This window comes from Segatella copri DSM 18205 (assembly GCF_025151535.1).
Taxonomy (GTDB): domain Bacteria; phylum Bacteroidota; class Bacteroidia; order Bacteroidales; family Bacteroidaceae; genus Prevotella; species Prevotella copri.
This window is the reverse complement of the sequence record NZ_CP102288.1, coordinates 1,953,206-1,973,649: the sequence shown is the minus strand read 5'-3', so window position 1 is coordinate 1,973,649 and position 20,444 is coordinate 1,953,206. Positions and strand designations below refer to the sequence as shown.

15 protein-coding genes are annotated in these 20,444 nt (G+C 43.5%); 7 read left to right on the top strand and 8 right to left on the bottom strand.

The genetic code is table 11. The features are described 5' to 3' along the window. Nucleotides 1-286: 286 nt before the first annotated feature. Nucleotides 287-1,174, top strand: coding sequence for a proline iminopeptidase (gene pepI, locus NQ544_RS08395; protein ID WP_006847065.1), 888 nt, complete (start codon nt 287-289; stop codon nt 1,172-1,174). A 147-nt stretch (nt 1,175-1,321) separates the two neighbouring features. Here pepI and NQ544_RS08390 read toward each other — a convergent pair whose 3' ends face one another. The 4 genes from NQ544_RS08390 to NQ544_RS08375 all read right to left on the bottom strand — a co-directional run bounded on the left by NQ544_RS08390 (nt 1,322) and on the right by NQ544_RS08375 (nt 7,163). Further along, nucleotides 1,322-3,388: a GmrSD restriction endonuclease domain-containing protein gene (locus NQ544_RS08390; RefSeq protein WP_050758599.1), complete on the bottom strand. Its 2,067-nt coding sequence runs from the start codon at nt 3,386-3,388 to the stop codon at nt 1,322-1,324. 8 nt (nt 3,389-3,396) lie between these two features. Continuing rightward, the gene (locus tag NQ544_RS08385; RefSeq protein ID WP_006847067.1) at nt 3,397-4,887 is read right to left on the bottom strand and encodes a DUF262 domain-containing protein; all 1,491 of its coding nucleotides are present in this window, start codon (nt 4,885-4,887) and stop codon (nt 3,397-3,399) included. A 119-nt stretch (nt 4,888-5,006) separates the two neighbouring features. Continuing rightward, nucleotides 5,007-6,521, bottom strand: coding sequence for an RNA/DNA-binding domain-containing protein (locus NQ544_RS08380; protein ID WP_006847068.1), 1,515 nt, complete (start codon nt 6,519-6,521; stop codon nt 5,007-5,009). A 42-nt stretch (nt 6,522-6,563) separates the two neighbouring features. Beyond that, nucleotides 6,564-7,163 carry an HU family DNA-binding protein gene (locus NQ544_RS08375; protein WP_006847069.1) on the bottom strand — a complete coding sequence of 200 codons (600 nt, stop codon included), beginning with the start codon at nt 7,161-7,163 and terminating at the stop codon, nt 6,564-6,566. 548 nt (nt 7,164-7,711) lie between these two features. On the opposite strand from NQ544_RS08375, the gene NQ544_RS08370 reads away from it, so the two are divergent. The 3 genes from NQ544_RS08370 (at nt 7,712) to NQ544_RS08360 (ending at nt 9,856) form a co-directional block, all read left to right on the top strand. Next, on the top strand, nt 7,712-8,029 hold the full coding sequence (locus NQ544_RS08370; RefSeq protein ID WP_006847072.1) for an ATP-binding protein: 318 nt from the start codon (nt 7,712-7,714) through the stop codon (nt 8,027-8,029). A gap of 22 nt (nt 8,030-8,051) precedes the next feature. Next, the gene (gene trxA / locus NQ544_RS08365; protein ID WP_006847073.1) at nt 8,052-8,348 is read left to right on the top strand and encodes a thioredoxin; all 297 of its coding nucleotides are present in this window, start codon (nt 8,052-8,054) and stop codon (nt 8,346-8,348) included. Between the two features lie 242 nt (nt 8,349-8,590). Beyond that, nucleotides 8,591-9,856: an ATP-binding protein gene (locus NQ544_RS08360; RefSeq protein WP_040552944.1), complete on the top strand. Its 1,266-nt coding sequence runs from the start codon at nt 8,591-8,593 to the stop codon at nt 9,854-9,856. Nucleotides 9,857-10,574: 718 nt separating this feature from the next. On the opposite strand, the gene NQ544_RS08355 is transcribed toward NQ544_RS08360, so the two are convergent. After that, entirely contained in the window at nt 10,575-13,109 is a 2,535-nt protein-coding gene (locus tag NQ544_RS08355; RefSeq protein WP_006847077.1) for a glycosyl hydrolase 115 family protein, read from the bottom strand. A 209-nt stretch (nt 13,110-13,318) separates the two neighbouring features. On the opposite strand from NQ544_RS08355, the gene dnaG reads away from it, so the two are divergent. Together dnaG and cls are read left to right on the top strand one after the other, a co-directional pair. After that, on the top strand, nt 13,319-15,280 hold the full coding sequence (dnaG, locus tag NQ544_RS08350; protein ID WP_006847078.1) for a DNA primase: 1,962 nt from the start codon (nt 13,319-13,321) through the stop codon (nt 15,278-15,280). Nucleotides 15,281-15,349: 69 nt separating this feature from the next. Then, nucleotides 15,350-16,774: a cardiolipin synthase gene (gene cls, locus NQ544_RS08345; protein WP_006847079.1), complete on the top strand. Its 1,425-nt coding sequence runs from the start codon at nt 15,350-15,352 to the stop codon at nt 16,772-16,774. 134 nt (nt 16,775-16,908) lie between these two features. Here cls and NQ544_RS08340 read toward each other — a convergent pair whose 3' ends face one another. From NQ544_RS08340 to NQ544_RS08330, 3 genes are all read right to left on the bottom strand, one after another. Continuing rightward, on the bottom strand, nt 16,909-17,439 hold the full coding sequence (locus NQ544_RS08340; protein WP_006847080.1) for an RsmD family RNA methyltransferase: 531 nt from the start codon (nt 17,437-17,439) through the stop codon (nt 16,909-16,911). A gap of 94 nt (nt 17,440-17,533) precedes the next feature. Then, nucleotides 17,534-18,343, bottom strand: a complete 810-nt coding sequence (locus tag NQ544_RS08335; protein ID WP_006847081.1) for a DUF3822 family protein — start codon at nt 18,341-18,343, stop codon at nt 17,534-17,536. 5 nt (nt 18,344-18,348) lie between these two features. Beyond that, nucleotides 18,349-18,828 (bottom strand): hypothetical protein, encoded by a 480-nt coding sequence (locus NQ544_RS08330; protein WP_006847082.1) that lies wholly within the window; start codon nt 18,826-18,828, stop codon nt 18,349-18,351. 77 nt (nt 18,829-18,905) lie between these two features. Between NQ544_RS08330 and NQ544_RS08325 the strand changes: the two genes are divergently transcribed. After that, entirely contained in the window at nt 18,906-20,435 is a 1,530-nt protein-coding gene (locus NQ544_RS08325; protein WP_006847083.1) for an ATP-dependent DNA helicase, read from the top strand. Nucleotides 20,436-20,444: the final 9 nt, after the last annotated feature.

The following is a 20,444-nucleotide window of genomic DNA, read 5'->3' as shown; positions in this document are numbered from 1 at the left end:
TTCTATTTTTATTTGATTTCATTATTATTTAGAATGCAAAGATATTGCATTAGCTAGAAACAGCCAAATTATTTAAGTTCTTTTGATAAAATAAGCAAGATATATTTGTTTAATTGCCATATTTTTTATATTTTTGCACATCATAATATATGCACATGATAAATGTGATATACATGTCTTTTCAAAACTCCACCGAATATGAAGAATAATGAAGACTATATAAAAGGTATAGGAGCAGCAAAATTAGATAACACAGTTTAGGTAACAATAAAAACATTTGAAGACAATGGAAATCAAGGAAGGATATATGCCCTTCATGGGCTATCAAACATATTATCGTATCGTAGGTAAAACAGAGGAGGGCAAGAGCCCTATCATCCTCTTGCATGGTGGACCAGGCAGTACCCACAACTATTTCGAGCTATTGGATAGGGTAGCGGAATCAGGTAGAGCTGTCATCATGTACGACCAGTTGGGCTGTGGCAACTCATTTGTGGAGGGACATCCCGAACTCTGGACTCCTGAGATTTGGCTCAACGAACTCTGTGCGCTCATCGACTATCTCCACATCGACCATTTTCATCTCTTGGGACAGTCGTGGGGTGGCATGCTCGCCATCATCTATCTGATAGAGAAGCAAGCAAAGGGCGTGAAGTCAGCCATCCTCAGCAGCACTCTTTCGAGCAGCAAGCTTTGGGCAAGTGAGCAACATCGCATGATTAAGTTTATGTCGGAGGAAGACCAGCGTGCCATCGCTGAGGCTGAGGCGAAGGATGACTTTTCGAGCGAGGCGTATGCCAAGGCGAATGAACACTTCATGCTCCTGCATTGTGCCGGTGAGGTGACGGAGGATAGTCCTGAGTGTCTTCGCCGGAAGAAGCGTGCTGGTGCTGAGGCTTATCTCCATGGTTGGGGACCAAATGAATACACTCCTACTGGTACGCTCCGTGATTATGATTACACCGACCGCCTTGGCGAGATACAAGTGCCATGCTTGGTGATGAGTGGCACCAACGACCTCTGCACTCCTTTGGTGGCAAAGACCCTCTATGATGGTATCTCCGATTCCAAGTGGCATCTCTTCGTAGGAGCCCGCCACATGCCATTTGTCGAGCAAAACGATGAATATTGCAAGGTGTTGGAAGAATGGATGGAGGAGAAAGAGGGAAAGTGATTTGGCACTTTCCCCTTTTATTTCATGATTCCATTATTTGCAAGATACGTTGGCAGTTCTTGAGCAGCCAATTCCTTTAGCTGCTCAATAAGTTCTTCTCTATTTAATGAATGTTTCATATTTCCTTCCTATTTAAATTGCGTAATTCTAGTGCGTTGGTTGCATGATGATGCATAGCATCTTTTCCTGATGCTTTTGCATATCTTCAGCATTCCACTCGTATCCAAATTCACGCTTGATACCATTTTTTATGCCTTCATCATAATTGTCTTGACACATCTGTAGCATGATTCTAAATTTCAAGGAAGCCACGCTTACTTGATTTGATTTGGAATCAAGATAACGATTCTTCTTATCTATAGGATTCCAGTTGGAGCCAGAACTATTGGCATCGGAACCAATCATGGCAAAATTGCCAAAGCAGTTTATCTCTTCTGATGTGATAGGCTTATCTTCTCCAGCTTTTGCCTGAGGATAGTAATGCTCAAGGCTTTTGCGAGTTCGAGAGAAATAGAAATTGTCAAATGTATCAAGGCCAAAGTCGCTGCATCCCAAGGCGGTAAAGAATTCAATTCTAGCTTTTGAACCTTTCTTGGCTCTGTTTCCTCGCAATTCTTCTGCGTATTTCTTCCACAATCTATAGTCGGTATAGTTGAATACAAAGAGAGGTATATTGCTTGAACCTTTGGGATAGACATCATCGAAGGGACGATCCACATTTTCCAATTCAACACTCTGTTTGCCATTTCGAATGATGGTTTCATCGAAACTATTTGGCTTTGGCTGGTTTCTTTCATTCAGTTTGTTTGCATCCAAATATACATCGAAGAAGTACTTGTCTGCTAAATTTCTCACGAACTTCAAATAGTTATCTTCATTCCAGTCCTGGAATAGGTGCAACAAGCAGTAGAAGAGATAGTTCTTGCGTTGCTTGGCTGTAAATGCCACCTCAAACATAGATAAAAGATGAACCAACTCTCTTTGTTTAGACTTGTCATTGTCAATCAAATCTGCCATGTAGGCAGACTTGCCCTTCTTGCAGTAATATTGTAGTTTCCAAGGATTCTCAATGGCTTTATCTTCACCATTTATGTGGTGCACCATGTAGTTGTCGAGATAATATTTTGCCAATAGCAGGTTATAGGCAAACTGCTTGACAAATTCTGGAGTGAGCTTGACTTTGTCAAACTCATTGATAAGTTCCTTGTCATCGAGTGTGAAGTCTGATGGATTAAAATCTTTCTCTTGCATTCTTGTAATTTTGAGAACAATCAACAGAAAATTTGGAAAATCAATGATTGGTTGGAACGAATCGTTATAGTCAATTTCGCTCACCTCCTTTTCCTTTTTTACAGGAATATCGAGTAGTTTTTCTATTGTCTTCATCCCAAAGGAGTTGTCTAATTGTTGTGGCGCAATAGGAAAATCGTCAAATCTCTCCAACTTGAAGTTGCTCATATCTTTACCGAATATCTCAGTCATGTTAGGTAACTTTTGTTGGATATAGAAACTCATATCGCTACAAGCCTCCCAAATTTTGCAGAACTTTTCCATCGCTTTATTGTCATTCTTCAGTTGATCACTCAATTTGGCTTTTACAATTTCATGCTTTTCAAGTTGCTCGCCACGAGAGTTCATTACTTCAAAATAATGATTCAACTCAACATCCTTAGGCACACGATAATGTATGATATGCACATGGTTCAAAAAATACTCCTTGAATTTGTCCATATCAACTTGATTTTCACCTACTATTTCCTTTAGTGCTTCTTTGGCAAAGTTATAGCCATTCTTTATGCCAAGGTCATATTCCTCCCCAAAATCAGAATCTTTTACTTCCTTATTTTTCTCAAACTTAGACATGACTTCTATGGTTTGAGTAGAAGCTTTGCGTGAGGAATATGCAAGTTTGTTGGTAACCTTCTCTCCCATAGCAGTGAGGATAATGTATATTGTAGTAAGACGTTGTTGTCCGTCTATAACCTCGAATACATTCTCGTCACGTTTAAAGGTTACAAGTGTTCCGATATAGTATATAGGCTTGTCTATGACCATGGAGTCATAGATATCCTTTATTAATGCAGAAATCTCATCTCGTTCCCAGGCGTAATTACGCTGATAGATGGGAATTTTGTAGTAGGTAACTGTTCCACTATTGACATAATAGATGTCTTTTACAGAACATTCTTTCAGAATATGTGATAAATCTTTCATGCTTGTCATTATTTATAAAATCCATTTTCCTTGAAGAAATAGAGGTAATTGCAAGAAATTTCATTCTCATCTTTGGCATCTATATTTTTGCTAGTACTGCTGCTTTCAAGTACTCTACCGTCATATATGTCTCCGATTGATAGAGAACATAATTTGTCGGCAAGGGCACTGAGAAGGGATGTTGGGGAATCTTGTCGAGCAATTAATTGGTACATGTTAAAGCCATTGATGATACCAAATTTGTTGCTTTCGCCCATAATGTAATTCTGCGCAGACAACCAGCCCAAATTTCTATACTGTGCTCTCAGAGAGTAAGCCCAAATGAAGGCATAGACTACGAATTGCTCAAATTGTGCCAAATCTTCCTTGGATGGGTAAGTTTTAGGGCAGAACCGATCTACGTAAAGCAAGACTGATGTGTCAAACAGCAAACGTGCTATGCCATTCCCCGTTCCTCGCTTGAAATATTTATCGAGAGTCTTTACAATCTCATTGTCGTTGATGTAAAAACCTTCGTACTTACTATTGTCTTGAATATCTTTCAAGATGTTATAGTAATGTTTGGTATATTCGAAAAAAGGCTTACCTGCAATGATTGGTGTATTCAATTGGAAAGCGTTGATGTTACGTATGCCTGATACAAATGGCATTGCAGATGAATTTACCATGTCGGCATAGCAATATGCTGCCTTGAAGAACTGGGCATAAGGAGTTTTGGCATAACGAGTAATGCCCTTGAACATTTGAATGTTATGTTCATTGAGTACATTAGCTTTGTTACCATTTACCCATTCCTTGATGCGATAGAGATAGTTGCCAAAAAGATTAGCCAAGTTGCTTTGGGAGACTTGTTCCCATCCTTTGACAATTTTTTCTGTTTCTTCTTCGCTTACACCTGCCATCTCTCGTAGATGATATGCCTTCAACAAGTCGTGAGGATAGAGAGCCTTGCCACGAGCATTTTGAGAATCGAAGAATTGGAAAGCTTCTGATATATCTTTTGTAATTACAACAATCAGTTCGCAATTATTTTCAATATACCCTTTCAATCTTTCTTTTTCCTTCTCGTGCTCATCATTTTTATCTTCAGACTTCTTACCTATGCGGCGACACAAAGCCTGATAATTGTTTGGAATATTACGACAGTTATGCTCATTGTTGTAAACTGACTGCTGTAAGAAACTGATATTCTTTTCGCCTAATGCAGTTAATAACAGAGAGAATGTGATGGTACGTTGCTGCCCATCTACAATGTCATAACGGTCTCCTTTTTGCTGGTGCAAGATGAGAGTGCCTACTCTATACTTTTCTTTGTTGCTATTCATCGCTTCGATGATGTCATCAAGCAATTGGATGGCATTGCGTGCTGTCCATTTATATGGTCGCTGATAGATAGGGATGTTGAGGCTAACATCTTCTATGGGCTTATCACCATTCGTTATCTTCTGGCGAAGAAGTAAATCACCGATGGTTGTTATTGATAATGTTAAGTTGCTCATTGTATATTATATTTTTTGTGACATAGTTACCAACATGGTTACCGACATAGTTACTATTGCTCTGTTACTAGCTCTGTTACTAGCTTTGTTACTAGCTCTGTTACTAGATCTGTTACTGTTTATACAGTCTCCAAGAACAAAAGTCCCTTTTTGGTTGTTCTGTATTGTTGCTTAGGACTTGTCGGCTTGTCTGGTACCGTAAGTTCCAGATAATCATGAAGTAGCAAAGGTTCGATGAATGCCTTGAAGTTCCATTGTTGATACGTAACACCAATTAAATCGTATATTTCCTTTCTGTATTTTGGTTCTTTGCAGAACTTAAGAATGGATACAACTTTGTCTGTTGCATCTGTATATGTATTATCACCTTCAGCTCTGTTAGTAGCTCTGTTAGTAGCTCTGTTAGTAGCTCTGTTAGTAGCTCTGTTAGTAGCTCTGTCACTAGCTTTGTCACTATCCAGCCAAAAAGTGACAGTGCTGGTACAAATATCACTCTCGAAAGTTACGTTATTGCCTGTGATTTCTTTCCACTCGTTCATCATATCGAAACCATAGCCGATAGTCTCTGATAGATTAACCAGTCTGAATATCTTGGCGATAATCGGGTTGCGAGGATTAGAATAGAGATGGTTGCCCAGTTGGGATATAGGCACAGGATAGCCACCTGCATTGAAGAACTCGACTCTGTCGGTGTAGATATGGATGCAGGAGTGAATGGTGCTGAAAGGGTCGAAGTGGGAGAGCATATTGACCAATGCCTCTCTCAGAATCTTGAATTGCGAGCGGTCTTCCACATTGAATCCCTCGTCGTTCATCATGAATGGAGTATCCACGATGAGGCGCAGTCTCCTAATCATAATCTGAAAATACTCCCAAAGGTTCTCTTGCTCTGGGATGCGATAGGTATAGCGAGTTCGTGCTTCTCTCACGCTTCTGCCAGGAATCTCCACCAAGTCCATCCAAAACGTAGGGACATAGCGGCGAACCCATTCTTCTTTGCCAAAGCATATCAAGCCGCCATAATTCAGATGTCCCTCATCATCGGCGATGCCGATGCGCTTGCAGAAGTCGGCGATGTCATTGCCTATCAGATTAGGTCGAGGACTGTATAGCTTGAAGTAATTGCGATAGTCGCGAATGGTATCCTCGTTGAGCATGGAGAGATTGGAGTCTAAGAGTATCTGCTCAGACTTGATGCCGAATGATTGGTTATGAAACATGGCGGTTATCTCACCATTGGTTGCTCGCTGGTCTCCACTGCCAAATCGGATGAATGTATTCTGTGGATTGTTATAGTAGATAGGCTTGTGGGGTGATGAGGCGATATGAAATGCCAAAACCTTATGTCCATCTATATGATAGAGCATGCTCTTGGCATCGACTGGCTCATTGAACTTTTGGGAACGCAAGGTGCCCAAGAACTCTTGTTCCAACTTCTCTGCATTGTCAACTCCTGATATTTCAAACTTCTTGCCATTCTGCTTCACTCCAAGCACTATCCATCCGCCGGAAGTGTTGGCGAATGCACTTACGGTTTCCCATATATTCTTAGGGAGTTCGCTCTTGGCCTCCTTAGCCTCGAAGTCCTCCCATTCGATGTCGTTGATTCTGTCTATCAGCTCTTCCTTTGTCATGATAATGATGATTAAATTGAAATATAGAATTTCTTCCGCCCTTCACTTCAAGAAATAGATAGGAGCATGCTGGGTGCCTTCCTTCTCCATGATGCCTTTCTCGCAGAAATGGTTGAGCCACTTCTGAGCCATGTAAGGAGTCAAGCCAAAGAGGATGCGCAGGATGCGAGTGGTGATATAGCGGTTCTCTTGGAGATACTCCTTGATTTTCGCCAATAGCTTTTCCTCAGAGTATTTTGTAGATTGGTTGGAATAGCGGGAGCGGACGAAATGGACGTTGCGCTGTACTTCCTCCATTAGCTTACCTTCTGGTCGGAAGTTGATGCCGGTGATGCGTACTTCCTTGCCCGTAATCTTCTTGTCTGGATTCTCCTCTGGCATCTCTAGGCTAGCCGACATGGAGAAGTAGCCTATCTCTGGGATATAAAAGCGGCGTCCCATGGAGAATTCTTCCACCATAAGGTCGTGAAGCTCTGCCAACACCGCAGCCACATCTCCCTTGGTGAGTGAGCAGCGGTTCTGGATTTTCTCTTGCAGTTGCTTCTCGGTCATAGGTTCATGCTGCACGATACGAACGTATTGGCGCTTTTCTCCTGTGCCCTGGGCATTGTTGAGAGTGTAAATATCGTATTTCAGTTCCATATTTCTTGTTGTTTGATGGTTCGTTGTTTTCTATATTCTTTGTCTTCTATGAAAGATGATGCAAATATATATAATAATGTGATAACTTGTATCTTTTGGTGTAAACTATTAGGTTTATTTAAACATTGGTATATGTCATGTGAGTATACGGCATTTGTCATCCGACCGTATGATAAGTGTCGTATAATCACATGACAAATGTCACGCAATCTTTATAATAGCTTTCTTGCATCGTCATAATTGCTTCCTTGCATCGTCATAATTGCTTCCTTGCATCGTCATAATTGCTTCCTTGTATCGTCATAATTGCTTCCTTGCATCATATAAGTCACAACATTGTTATCATCCATCTCACCCTTGGCAATTCGCAGTGGGAGGTATGTGATGAGGATGAGACTATCTATTTTTGCTCAGAATTACTCATTCTGAATGAGTAAAAATGATAGAAATTACTCATTCTGAATGAACAAAAATGAAGATTTGTTTGGTTGTTTACTTAAAAAATCGTATTTTTGCAAGCAAATAAATGATTGAATGCCACCGACAATATGGGAGTGAAGTTGGAAAACATCGTGTTCATCGAGTTGAAACGCCGCGGATATGATGTTTTTTATCATGCAGATAAGAAGGAGTGCGACTTTGTGGTGAGGGAGGGCATGAGAATCATGAAGGCTTATCAGGTAACGATAGCCATGAATGATGAGAAAACTCGCAAGCCAGAAATCGAGGGGCTGATGGAAGCCATGAATGCTTATGGCTTGGCTGAGGGATATATTCTTACGATGGAGGAGAAGGAAGAACTTGAGATAGATGGCAAGCAGGTTCATGTTCTTCCTACGTGGGAATGGATGTTGAGAGAGAAGTGAAATATTATAAAAAAGGTAATTTATGGAAACATTCAATGATGTAATATCTGGCAATCAACTGGTATTGGTTGATTTCTTTGCTACATGGTGCCAACCTTGCAAGATGATGCACCCTGTGTTGGAAGACTTGAAGAAGACGGTGGGCGACAAGCTTCGCATCATCAAGGTAGATGTAGATGCTCACAATGATGTGGCGGCACAGTATGGCATTCGCTCAGTGCCAACCTTGATGCTCTTCCGCAATGGCGAGGTGCTGTATCGGGAGAGTGGTGCGATGTCGAAGGCTGACTTGATGGCATTGCTCGATCCTTTTATATAAAGGAAGCATGACTTGTTGGTTGCCCATTCCGAATTTACTGCAAATTTACAGTAAATTCGGAATGGAATAAGCTCTTATGGGTAGATCTTTCTTTTATGGTAAAAGATGGAAAGATACCTTATTTATCTGATTTTCAGTGCTTGTTTAGTTAATAAATATTATAAAAATAACTTTGTCTTATCAAAAAGATTGTCCTATTCGGAATTTATTGTAAATTTGCAGTAAAATCGGAATAAATGATTATGGCAACGTATGTAAATAGACAGATTTATCTGCAAAAGCTGATTCATCGGCGAGACAATGGTGAGGTGAAAATCATAACGGGGACTCGTCGATGTGGTAAGTCGTGGCTTCTGAAAAAGGTTTATCATGACTATTTGGTTAGTCAAGGTGTACCTAAGAAAAACATAATCATGGTGTCTTTTGATGTGGATGAGGATATTACTGGGGAGGATTTGACCAATCCGATGGTTCTGAAACGCTATCTCTATTCCAAAATAATAGATGAAGATGCCAGCTATTATGTATTTCTTGATGAGATACAAATGGTAGAGGGATTTGAGCGTATTGTGAATGGCTTGAATGCTCATGACAATGTTGATGTCTATATCACAGGCAGTAACTCCAAGTTTCTTTCAAGTGACATCAATACGATTTTTCGAGGTCGTGGTGATGAGGTGAGAGTTTATCCTTTCTCCTTTAAGGAGTTCTGCACAGATAGGTCTGATTCTATTAACGAACTTTGGAAGGAATATTATACATACGGAGGAATGCCTGCTCTTCGTAATCATCCTACTCCTGAGCAGAAGGTGAGTTATCTTCAAAGGTTATGGCAAAAGACATACTTTGATGATGTGGTAGAGCGAAATGGTATCAAGAATCGTGTGGCTTTGGAGTGCTTGGTGGATTCCTTATGTTCTTCCATTGGATCGCTGACCAATCCGAGCAAGATACGTAATACTTTGGAGAGTGTGCAGCATGTAAAGCTTGATGCGGATACTGTGTCTTCCTATATGCAATGCTTGGAGAATGCTTTCCTCTTCGAGGGTGCTCGCCGCTATAATGTAAAAGGCAGGAAGTATTATGAGAGTATCAAGAAATATTATGTGGTGGATGTCGGCTTGCGTAATGCCCGACTGAATTTCCGGCAACAGGAGGTTACCCACATCATGGAGAATGTCATCTACAATGAGTTGCGTATCCGTGGCTATGTGGTGGATGTCGGTGTGGTGGAGAGTCGGGTGATGCGTGATGGCAAGAGTACCTACCAACAGTATGAGATAGACTTCATTGCCACGAATGGTCTCAACAAGTACTACATCCAGTCGGCATATTCTTTGCCAACGGAAGAGAAGCGTGAGCAAGAGCTTGCCTCGCTGAAGAAGATAGATGATTCTTTCCGCAAGATAATCATTGTGGGCGATGACATTGCCACATATATGGATGCTAATGGTTATGTCTTTATGGGGCTGTTCCAATTTCTTAAGAATGAGGATGTGATGGAGTGAAAAATCAATATAAATACATATATTTTGGAACAACTCCCTGTGGAATACAAAGAGTTGACCAAGGAGGTGGATGAGAAAAATCACACTACATTGCTGCTGCGCCATCTTACAACTTATACGGAGAAAAATCGTTGTGACTATTTCATTCATAAGGATTTGAAAGGCTTCCTTTTAAGAGAAATGGACTTTTATATCAAGAATGAGATTCTTGTGATAGATGACATTGATACTACTGATACAAAGAAGTTCTCGTATGGGCAATTCTTCTTATTTCGGAGTCATAAATGTTGGCAATCCTGCTGATGTCGTTAAGGCATGTGCTTCTTTTGTTCATACAGACGTGAGAGACTATAACAGAAGTTCGCTGTTTGAGAATATCAACAAGAAAAAATCTACGATAAACATATTGATTGGTGCGAAGAAATGTTTAATAAAAGAGTACAAGATGAATAAAGACTAATTAAATATTCTAGACAGCGTCTGACAAATTCAAATATAATAATGTCTAAGCATAAGTCATACAAGAATATCATTTCTCTTACTTCCCTTAACTTTCCCACATGCGAAAGTTATGTATAAAAATGTTCATCTGACAGGAGAGTCTAATCCCCAGCCTGCTTGAGAAAAAAGGCTGGGGATTTCTGATCTTACATCACTGTAAATTCCGGATAAATAGTTATTCAACGTATGTAAGCTGGCAGGTTTGTATGCAGCCAGCCTAAATCACCTTGACTCTCTTTTTTCCTTCTCTTCCATCAATCACGATTTTCTCGAAGACGATGGCTGGGTCGTTAGGAGTGAGGGTGAGGCTGTGGATGCCATCGGATGAGGCTGACAGCTCTAGCTCTATCACCTTGTCCACGATGCGAGTGGCTATCGTTGGATAATAGATATTGTAGATGTTCTCCGGCTTCTCGTTCAAATCTTTGTTGAAGTTAACCTCTACAGGAGAAGCGCCATCTAAACTTATACCATAGGTTAAGCCGCCCTTGTTGAGATAATCCAAGGTTGATTTGGTAATCACATGAATGCGAACCTTCTGCTTGCCGTTAAATGCCTTGCCATCCGAAGTTTTGCTAACTTGCATCTTAAACTTGTAAGTGATGCTAGCTCCCTTTACACTCTTGGTATACGGCATCAGAGTCATTCCCGATACGCTTTTGCCCATGAATGGAATCTCTGTCCATTTAGCCTCGGCAGCATCCGTTTTGCTGCTATAGTAAGGAGCTTCGATTTCTACCACGCCGTTGTGTTCGGCAATGACTGGAGCTTCGGAAGATGGAATACGGAGAAGCTCCGGACAGGTATCTTTCTCGAAATCATCATTCCAACTCTTATAGCCGATATGCTTCTGGGTCATCATTCCGTTCCACTTGCCGCCAGCCATCTTATGGTTGTAATAGTCGCAGATGAGTGAATCGCGCTTGAAGAGGCGCTCGCATTCATCTGCCCATACATTCGCCTTCGGATTGCCCTGCTTGTAGAGGGCGTGGTTCTGTGCCTGGGCAAAGTACATCTGATGCAGATTGCTCATCAGCTCGATAGGGAAGAGGATGATCTGACGATAGGCGTCTTGATAGGATGCCGGCAGACTGTTGTACTGGCGCAGCGCATCGGCTTCGAGCTGGAGATACTGGTTTACCACCTCCTGCCATTCACCGTTTTCCAGACTGTAGGTGTTCTTGTTGAGCATCTCTGGGGTGCAGCGGCCGTTGTACTTGCAGATGAGGTTCAGAATGCGGGCAGCTTCATCGGCCTGCGATTCACCAAACTGCTGTGCGCACCAGTCGCGGGTATGGCGGGTGATGTTGTTTACATCGTATTTACGTGGATTCCAAGCCATGTCCATAAACTGGCTGATAGGATATTCCATCGGCTTGAGGTCGCCCACATTGAGAATCCAGAGACGGTCGATGCCATTCTCGTAAGCAAGCGTCAACTGCTCCCAAGGATTCTGCACAGGAGTAACGTTGAGCATCTTTGAGTTTCTTGGAGCACCTACGTAATCTACGTGATAGTATAAGCCCCAACCGCCTTTGTGCTTGCGTTCCTTGGCATTCGGCACACGGCGCACGTTACCCCAGTTGTCATCGCAGAGCAGGAGGGTTACGTCATCAGGCACCTTCATGCCCTTGTCGTAGTAATCCAATACCTCTTTATATAGTGCCCAAACCTGTGGGGTTTCGCTAGCCTTTCTGCCGGTTACGTCAGCGATAATCTTACGCTGGTCGTTGATGATGTTGGTCATCAGTTTCGTATCTGCCTCTTCGCTCATCGCTTCATCGCCGTCGCCGCGCATTCCGATGGTTACAATCTGTTCAGTTCCCTTCATTCGCTCAATGCCTTCACGGAAGAACTTCTGCAGGTTTGTCTTGTTCTTCTGATAGTTCCATGGTCCCCATCCCTTTCGGTTGCGGGCGTATTCCTGGTGGTTGCGGGCCATCGGCTCATGATGGGAAGTACTCATCACTACGCCCATTTCATCTGCCGTCTTCTCGTTCTCCGGGTCATCGGCGTAGAAAGCCCAACCCCACATGGCAGGCCACATCATGTTACCTCTCAGTCGCAATACCAGTTCGAAGACGCGCTGATAGAAACGGTGGTCGCCATATCCGGTGCCGTAGGTGTTCTTTACCCATGACGTTAGGCAAGGTGCCTCATCGTTGAGGAAGATGCCGCGATAACGTACGGCTGGTTCGCCATCTGTATAGATACCCTTGTTTACGAAAATAGAATCGTGGTGCTCTACAGGCACGTCTGCCCAGTCATACCAAGGCGATACGCCCATCTGCTGCGAGAGTTCGTAGATGCCGTAGATGGTGCCTCGGCGGTCGCTGCCAGCAATGACGAGCTGACCATCTATGAGCGTGATGATAAACTTTTCACGTTTGCCCTTCAGTAGGTTTCCGTTGATGCGCTTCTGTTTCACCAGTTGGTCGATGGCTGCTGAATGGCCGATGGTGCCTACGAGGATAGCTGGTCGGGCTGTGTCGGCTTTTTTCAGAAAACCGGCATCCGAGGTGAGGGTGGCTGTTGCTCCACTCACACTTTTGATATCTTGCAGCAGGGCATGAGCAGCATAGCTCACTCCTTTGCAGTCGTTGGTGTCCATGTAGATTTCTACCCGGTTATTGGCATTCAGCAGCAAGTCTCCTTGCTTGAAATCTACAAATCTGTCGGCGGCGCTCATGCTGATTGTTGAGAGCAGGGCAGCGCCAGCCAGGAATGTTTGCTTGATGTTGTTTAGTTTCATGTTTATTTATCTTGTTGTTATTTTATCTGATTGTCAGCAATGTGTTTTTGCCGGTTGCAAAGGTAGCCAAAACTATCCGGATATACTTTATTTTATGTAATCTTTAGTTTTTAATATGTTTCATTTTTACTTTTCTGTCCGTTTCTCTTTGTGTTTTCAAAGAAAAATAGTAATTTTGCATAGTAAAAACAGAAAAAAGAATATATATAATGATAGACAGACCGACGATAGCAAAAATTATGGATGCCACCAAGATAGAAGAGGTGGTATCTGAATTTGTTACGCTCAAGAAGCGTGGCATCAATTATGTCGGCTTGTGTCCTTTTCATAACGATTCCAATCCATCTTTCTCTGTATCTCCAACAAGAGGTATCTGTCATTGTTTTACCTGCGGAAAGGGAGGTAATGCAATCAACTTTCTGATGGAACTGGAACAGATGACCTATCCCGATGCTCTTCGCTGGCTCGCCAAGAAATATAAAATAGAGATTCAGGAACGGGAACTGACCAATGAAGAAAAACAGCGCGAGAGCGAAAGAGAATCCATGTTTATCGTCAACGATTGGGCGGCGAAATATTTTCAGGATATTCTCTTGCATGATGTGGATGGTATCGCTATCGGTATGGCTTATTTCCGAGGAAGAGGTTTCAGGGATGATATCATCAGAAAATTTCAGTTGGGTTTTGCGCTCCCTAAGCGTACTGCTCTTGCTGAAGCGGCTAAGGCGGCTGGCTATAATCCGAAATATCTGGTTGATACGGGACTCTGCTTCAAGGTGGATAAGGACGAAGCCGGCAATAAGTCGGGTGAGGATAAGATTCTTGACCGTTTCTCGGGCAGAGCCATCTTCCCCTGGTTCAGCGTGAGCGGCAAGGTGGTAGCTTTTGGCGGACGAGTTCTCGACAGCAGAACCAAGGGCGTCAGCCAGAAATATGTCAACTCGCCTGATAGTGTTATTTATCATAAGGAGCGCGAACTCTATGGACTCTATCAGGCCAAGAAGGCGATAGCCAAGGAGGATTGTGTCTTCATGGTGGAAGGATATACCGATGTTATCTCGATGCATCAGTGTGGCATCGAAAATGTGGTGGCTAACTCGGGTACAGCGCTGAGCGTGCATCAGATTAGATTGCTGCACCGTTTTACCAGTAATATCGTTCTTCTCTATGACGGCGATAATGCGGGTATTCATGCTGCGCTGCGAGGTACCGATATGTTGCTCGAAGAAGAGATGAACGTAAAGGTGCTCTTCCTCCCTGATGGTAATGACCCTGACAGTTTCGCCCGCAGTCATTCGGCAGAGGAATTCAGAAGATATATTCAGGAGAATCAGACCGACTTCATACAGTTTAAGACCGATATTCTGCTACGCGGCGTGACAGACCCTGTAAAGCGAAGCCAGGCTATCAATTCGATTGTAGAGAGCATCTCGAAAATCAAGAATCAGATAACGCGCGCTTCTTATATCACCGACTGTTCTCACCGTTTGGGCGTGAACGAGGCAATTATCGTGAATGCCTTGAATAATTTTGTGCGCAACGGTATGAGTGAGCAGGTAAAGGCCGAGCGACGTGCTGCGGGATTGAAAGATTCGACTGTAGCGGCAGCGCAGCAGGCGCAATCGGTGATGAGAGCGGTTACCCCACTGGATAAACTTCTGGAAGTAGAAGGACTTCTGGTACAGTTGATTATTCATCATGGCGACCAGCTCATCACGGTACAGGATGTAGACGGAAATGATGTGGAGGTAGCTGTGGCCCAGTATATCAGTCTTGATTTGGGTGGAGATGGCTTTAAGTTTCATAATGATTTATATAATCAGATTATGCAGGAGGCTGTGGAGCATCTCGAAAAAGAAGATGATTTTGTCGCCGAAACTTATTTTGCCAATCATCCGAATCCGGAAATCAGCAGGTTGGCAGGTTTGCCTACAGGTGACCAGGAGGTATCTACGGCTAGTCTGCAGATGAAGATGAGTGCCGATAAGCTCCGTCAGTTTGTCTTTAAAGACATCTTGAGCTTCCGTACTCATTATATTGCTCAGCGTATTATTGAGGTACAGCAGGAGTTTGCCAGGAATCCGACCAATCGTGAACTGCTGCAGGAGTTTATGAAACTCAAGCAGATGAACACGCTTCTGGCGAGTCAGGCAAACAATATCTTCAATTAACCGGAACTCCTGTCCTGTGGGGAGGAACTCTGTAATGAAGTATTAGAGATTTAAAAGGAGAAATGCTATATGATTTATTTTCACTGGATATATCTGTTGCTTTATGTCGTGATAACCGTTCCGGCTATCATTACCGTCTTGATGGACAATCGTCAGCCCGCCAAGACGATGGCATGGATATTGGTCTTCTTCTTCATCCCCTTTGTGGGTATCATCTTCTATTTTTTCTTCGGACAGAATACCCGCAAGGAACGGCTTATCAGCGACCGCAGCATGGACCAGCTCACCAAGCGCTCCATGCTCGAGTTCGTAGAGCAGGAGAATCTTCACCTGCCAGACAGCAATAAACCGCTGATGAATCTCTTTGCCAACCAGAGTTGGGCGCTGCCTTTTAAAGATAATCAGGTGGATATTTATACTGATGGCTATGATTTCTTCCTTACCTTATTATATAATATAGGACAGGCAAAGCATCATATTCATCTCGATACCTATATCTTCGAAGCCGATGCCTTGGGATATCTGATAGCTGATGCCTTGATTGATAAGGCGGAGCAGGGAGTAGAGGTGCGACTGATTTATGATGATGTAGGCTGCTGGAAGGTGAAGGATGAATTCTTTGAACGTATGCGTGATGCAGGCATTGATGTACATTCGTTCATGCCAGTCCGCTTTCCGGCTTTTACGAGTAAGGTAAACTATCGTAACCACCGCAAACTCTGTGTCATAGATGGTAAGGTGGGCTTTATCGGCGGCATGAATATAGCTCTACGCTATGTGAAGGGTGATAAGAAACAGGCTTGGCGCGATACGCATCTCCGTATAGAGGGCGGTGGCGTTTACGCCATTCAGAGAGCCTTTCTGGTAGACTGGTATTTCGTAGACCGTACGTTGGTTACCAGTCGCCAGTATTATCCGCCGGTCAGTACGCATATCCACAACAATTGTCTCGTACAGATAGTTACGAGCAGTCCTATCAGTCCTTGGCCTGATATCATGCAGGGCTATGTCCGCATCCTGCTTCAGGCCCAGAAGTATGTGTATATGGAAACGCCTTATTTCTTGCCAACCGAACCTGTATTGTTTGCCATGAGAACAGCAGCTTTGGCGGGTGTGGATATCCGTCTGATGTTGCCCCATCATGCTGATGCCAAACTGGTAGAGTGGGCATCGCGTTCGTATGTGATGGAGGTGATAGAGGCTGGCGTAAAGGTTTATCTCTATACGGCAGGCTTTAATCATAGTAAATTGCTGGTGAGTGATGATAATCTCTGTACGATAGGCAGTACGAATATTGACTTCCGAAGTTTTGAGAATAATTTCGAAGCGAATGCGTTCTTCTTTGATGAGGGGATGGCGCAGCGCGTGAAGGCTGTCTATCTGCGGGATGAGGCGAAGAGTATCCTGGTAGATGATGTATCTTATTTCGTAAAACGTCCGTTCCGGCAACGTCTTTTCGAGAGTACGGTAAGATTACTCTCGCCGCTGCTGTAAAGGAGGGGGAGTGAAGAGAAGTGAAGGGAAGTGAAGGGGAAGTTAAAGGACAACAGTTTTCTGGTGTAAAACGTAGAGCATTTGTCCCTTAACTTCCCTCTCACTTCCCTTAACTTCCCTCTCACTCCCTTTTTTTATCTGAATATTGAGAAGTTTACGCTTCCGTAACTTCTGTGCTCCAGAAATCGTGGATGCTCGGAAAAATCATAGTCTTTGCCATGTTCAAAGACGAAGATGCCTCCTTCGTTGAGATAGTCTCCATTCAGAACGAGGTCAGGAATCTGCGGCAACTCCTTCAGGGCGTATGGAGGATCGGCAAAGATAAAGTCAAACTTCTGCTTGCAGGTCTTCAGAAAACGGAATACATCACCACGAATCAGAATATCTTTGTCTTCGCCCAACTTCTGAAAACATTGGCGTATGAAGTTGGCATGATCGCGGTCGGCCTCTACGCTGATTACCCGGCTGCAGCCTCGTGATACCAGTTCGAGCGAAATGCTGCCCGTACCGGCAAAAAGGTCGAGGGCAGAGGTATCTTCGAAATCAATATATCCCTGCAGAACATTAAAGATGTTCTCCTTTGCAAAATCTGTTGTCGGACGCGCCTTAAACGAACGTGGAATGTCGAAATGGCGTCCCTTATATTGTCCTGTTATGATTCTCATATTTACTTTGAACTTTGAATGTTGAACATTGCACTTTATGATAAGCTATTCTGTTGAATTCTTAACTGTCAACTTTTAACTATCAACTCTTGTCTTACTTACTTAGGTACAGCGCCATCAAATCGAATGGCAGACCTTTAATCTCTGTGATGGGCGCACGGTTGAATTCGGCGGCAGGATTCAGAATGAAGGTCTTCTTGATATAGAGTTTCGTGTTGTAGAGGAACCAATCCTTATCAGGAACATTGCCTGATACATGCAACTCATCCTGCATCTGGTTGAATCCTAACTGCTTCCATACATAGAGAATGAAATAGAGGGCATCCTTGGCATGCTCGGCATTGAACGAGTTGAAGAATTTGAAACGGTTCTTCTCGAAACCGAAAACGTCCAGCTTCTTGTCGTGGAAATAAACATAGAGCTTGCGGTGAATGCCGGTGAAACTGCGATGATGCAGATAGTGCCACATGGGTTGCATGATAGGTGTGAAGCGGACATCCTTGAAGTTGTCTTCTACCACCATCTTCAAATCCTTGTTGATAGGGAATACCGCTACCGCATTCAGTTCCGGCTGCACTCTGTAGAGAATGGCATCGCTGTTATGACTGTTGAAGGCATGCTGATAGAGCACATCGATATCCTCTTCATGAAATTCTTCGATAGGAACCAGCAGGATAGGCGAATCGAGATATACGCGTACCTTCTGGTATCCCCGCTGCAGGAGAGTACTCTCCTTGAAAGCCTGACGCAAGTTGGCTGCCATCGAAACACCACTCTTTACTGTGTAAGGTTCATAGATGAGCTGATGCTCAGCTTCACGGTCAACTACCGAAAAACTGAGGGTGTTTCTGCTCACGCGGATGGTGAGTCGTGCTTGCTGAATGTTGTTACCTTTTATTTGCATATCTGTTACCAATTACCTGCGTTGTTATTATCTGTCGTTAAATCGCCTATCTTGAGTCCGGGATAGTTGCCGGCATAGTTGGCCTCCTCTATCTTCTGCTGGATGGAACCTTCATCGAGTCCGTCGAGGAAGGTCTCATAACCGGCCCCACATTCCATCACTGGAATCTGCTTACCGCTTTTCCCTACGATAACCGTGGCAGCAAGTGTAAACTTCTTACCGTCTGCATAGGGAATGTATTGGGCATCTTCCTGTAAGAACTTGCCTTTTACCAGTGTCGGAAAATCGCCTGTATATACGCCATGTTTCGCCTTGTATTTCTCTTCAGCCTGACGTATCAGCATCAGTTTCTCCTTCACCTCTGCTTCTCTGCTAGCCATGGCTTTCTGGAAGCGGAGGGGCTGGCTTACACTCAGAATACAGAGTAGCATCATGATGATGACGCATGCTCCCAAAATATAATTATTCTTTATTCTTTTTCTCATTTCAAAAAGTATTATTACTTTTGCACAGCAAATTGGTGCAGTAAATTTTCTGCAAAGATACTAAAAGTTTTCGAAATATGAACATTGAAGAGTTAAAATATCAGATATTACAGCAATTTGGCTTTCCGCCAACCCCAGAACAGGCTCAAGCACTCGATGTTTTCGTGCAGTTTATGACGGATAGTAATCCTCATGCTGTGATGATTCTCCGGGGTAGTGCGGGTACCGGTAAGACATCGCTTTCGGGTGCTATCGTCCGTACGCTCCGTGCTGTTCGCCAGAAGGTGATGCTCCTTGCTCCTACGGGTAGGGCGGCTAAGGTTTTCTCTCTGAACAGCGGGATGCCTGCCTATACCATTCATCGCCGCATCTATCGCGAAAAGGCGTTTGCCGGAGTGGATGGACAGTTCAATCTCAATGATAATCTCTATACTGATACGCTTTTCATGGTGGATGAGGCTTCGATGATTGCCAATCTGGGATTGGGCGGAACCACCTTTGGCAGCGGTTGTCTGCTAGATGATCTGATTCATTTTGTGTATCAGGGACGTAATGACCGACTTTTGCTGATTGGCGATAAGGCACAGTTGCCTCCTGTTGGTGAGGAAGAATCACCAGCCCTTTCTGCTGCGATGCTCCAGGGATATGGACTGTCGGTTTATGAGTGCGATTTGAACGAAGTAGTCCGTCAGAGTCAGCAGTCGGGTATTCTCTTTAATGCTACCCGCATCCGTCAGATGATTACCCACGATGACATTACCCAGCTGCCTAAAATCCGTTTCTCCGGTTTCTCGGATATCAGGGAAATGCCGGGCGCAGAACTCATCGAGGCGCTTGGCGACAGTTATCATCATGTAGGACTTGACGATACCATTGTGGTGACTCGTAGCAACAAGCGCGCCAACATCTTCAACCAGGGCATTCGCAACATGGTGCTTGATAGGGAAGAGGAACTGGAGAGTGGCGACATGCTGATGATTGTGAAGAACAATTATTATTGGATGGAGGAGGAGAGGAAGAAGATAAAGGAAAGGCAATTAAGTGAAGAACGAAAAGTGAAGAGTGAAAAATTTAATACTTTAGCTAATCCTACAGTTCAAAGTAACGAAGTTCCAAGTCATGAGATTCCTGCTTTTCTTGCGAATGGTGATAGAGCGAAGGTGATGAAGGTGAGCCGTCGCATCGACCTCTACGGCTTTCATTTTGCCACCCTTCTGTTGAAATTTCCCGATTATGATAATTATGAACTGGAGGCTACGGTATTGCTGGATACCTTGACGAGTGAGGCTCCTGCTTTGACCCATGATCAGCAAGAGCAGCTTTTCCATAAGATAGAGGAGGATTATCAGGACATACCCCTGAAGGCAGACCGTATGAAGGCAATCCGGCAAGACCCGTATTTCAATGCTCTGCAAGTGAAGTTTGCCTATGCCGTTACCTGTCATAAAGCGCAGGGTGGACAGTGGTCGCATGTCTATGTAGACCAGGGCTATATGACGGATGAAATGCTTACTCCCGATTATATCCACTGGCTCTATACTGCATTTACACGAGCCACAGAGATGCTATATCTGGTGAATTGGCCAAATACGCAGATAGAAGGATGAAGATAACAA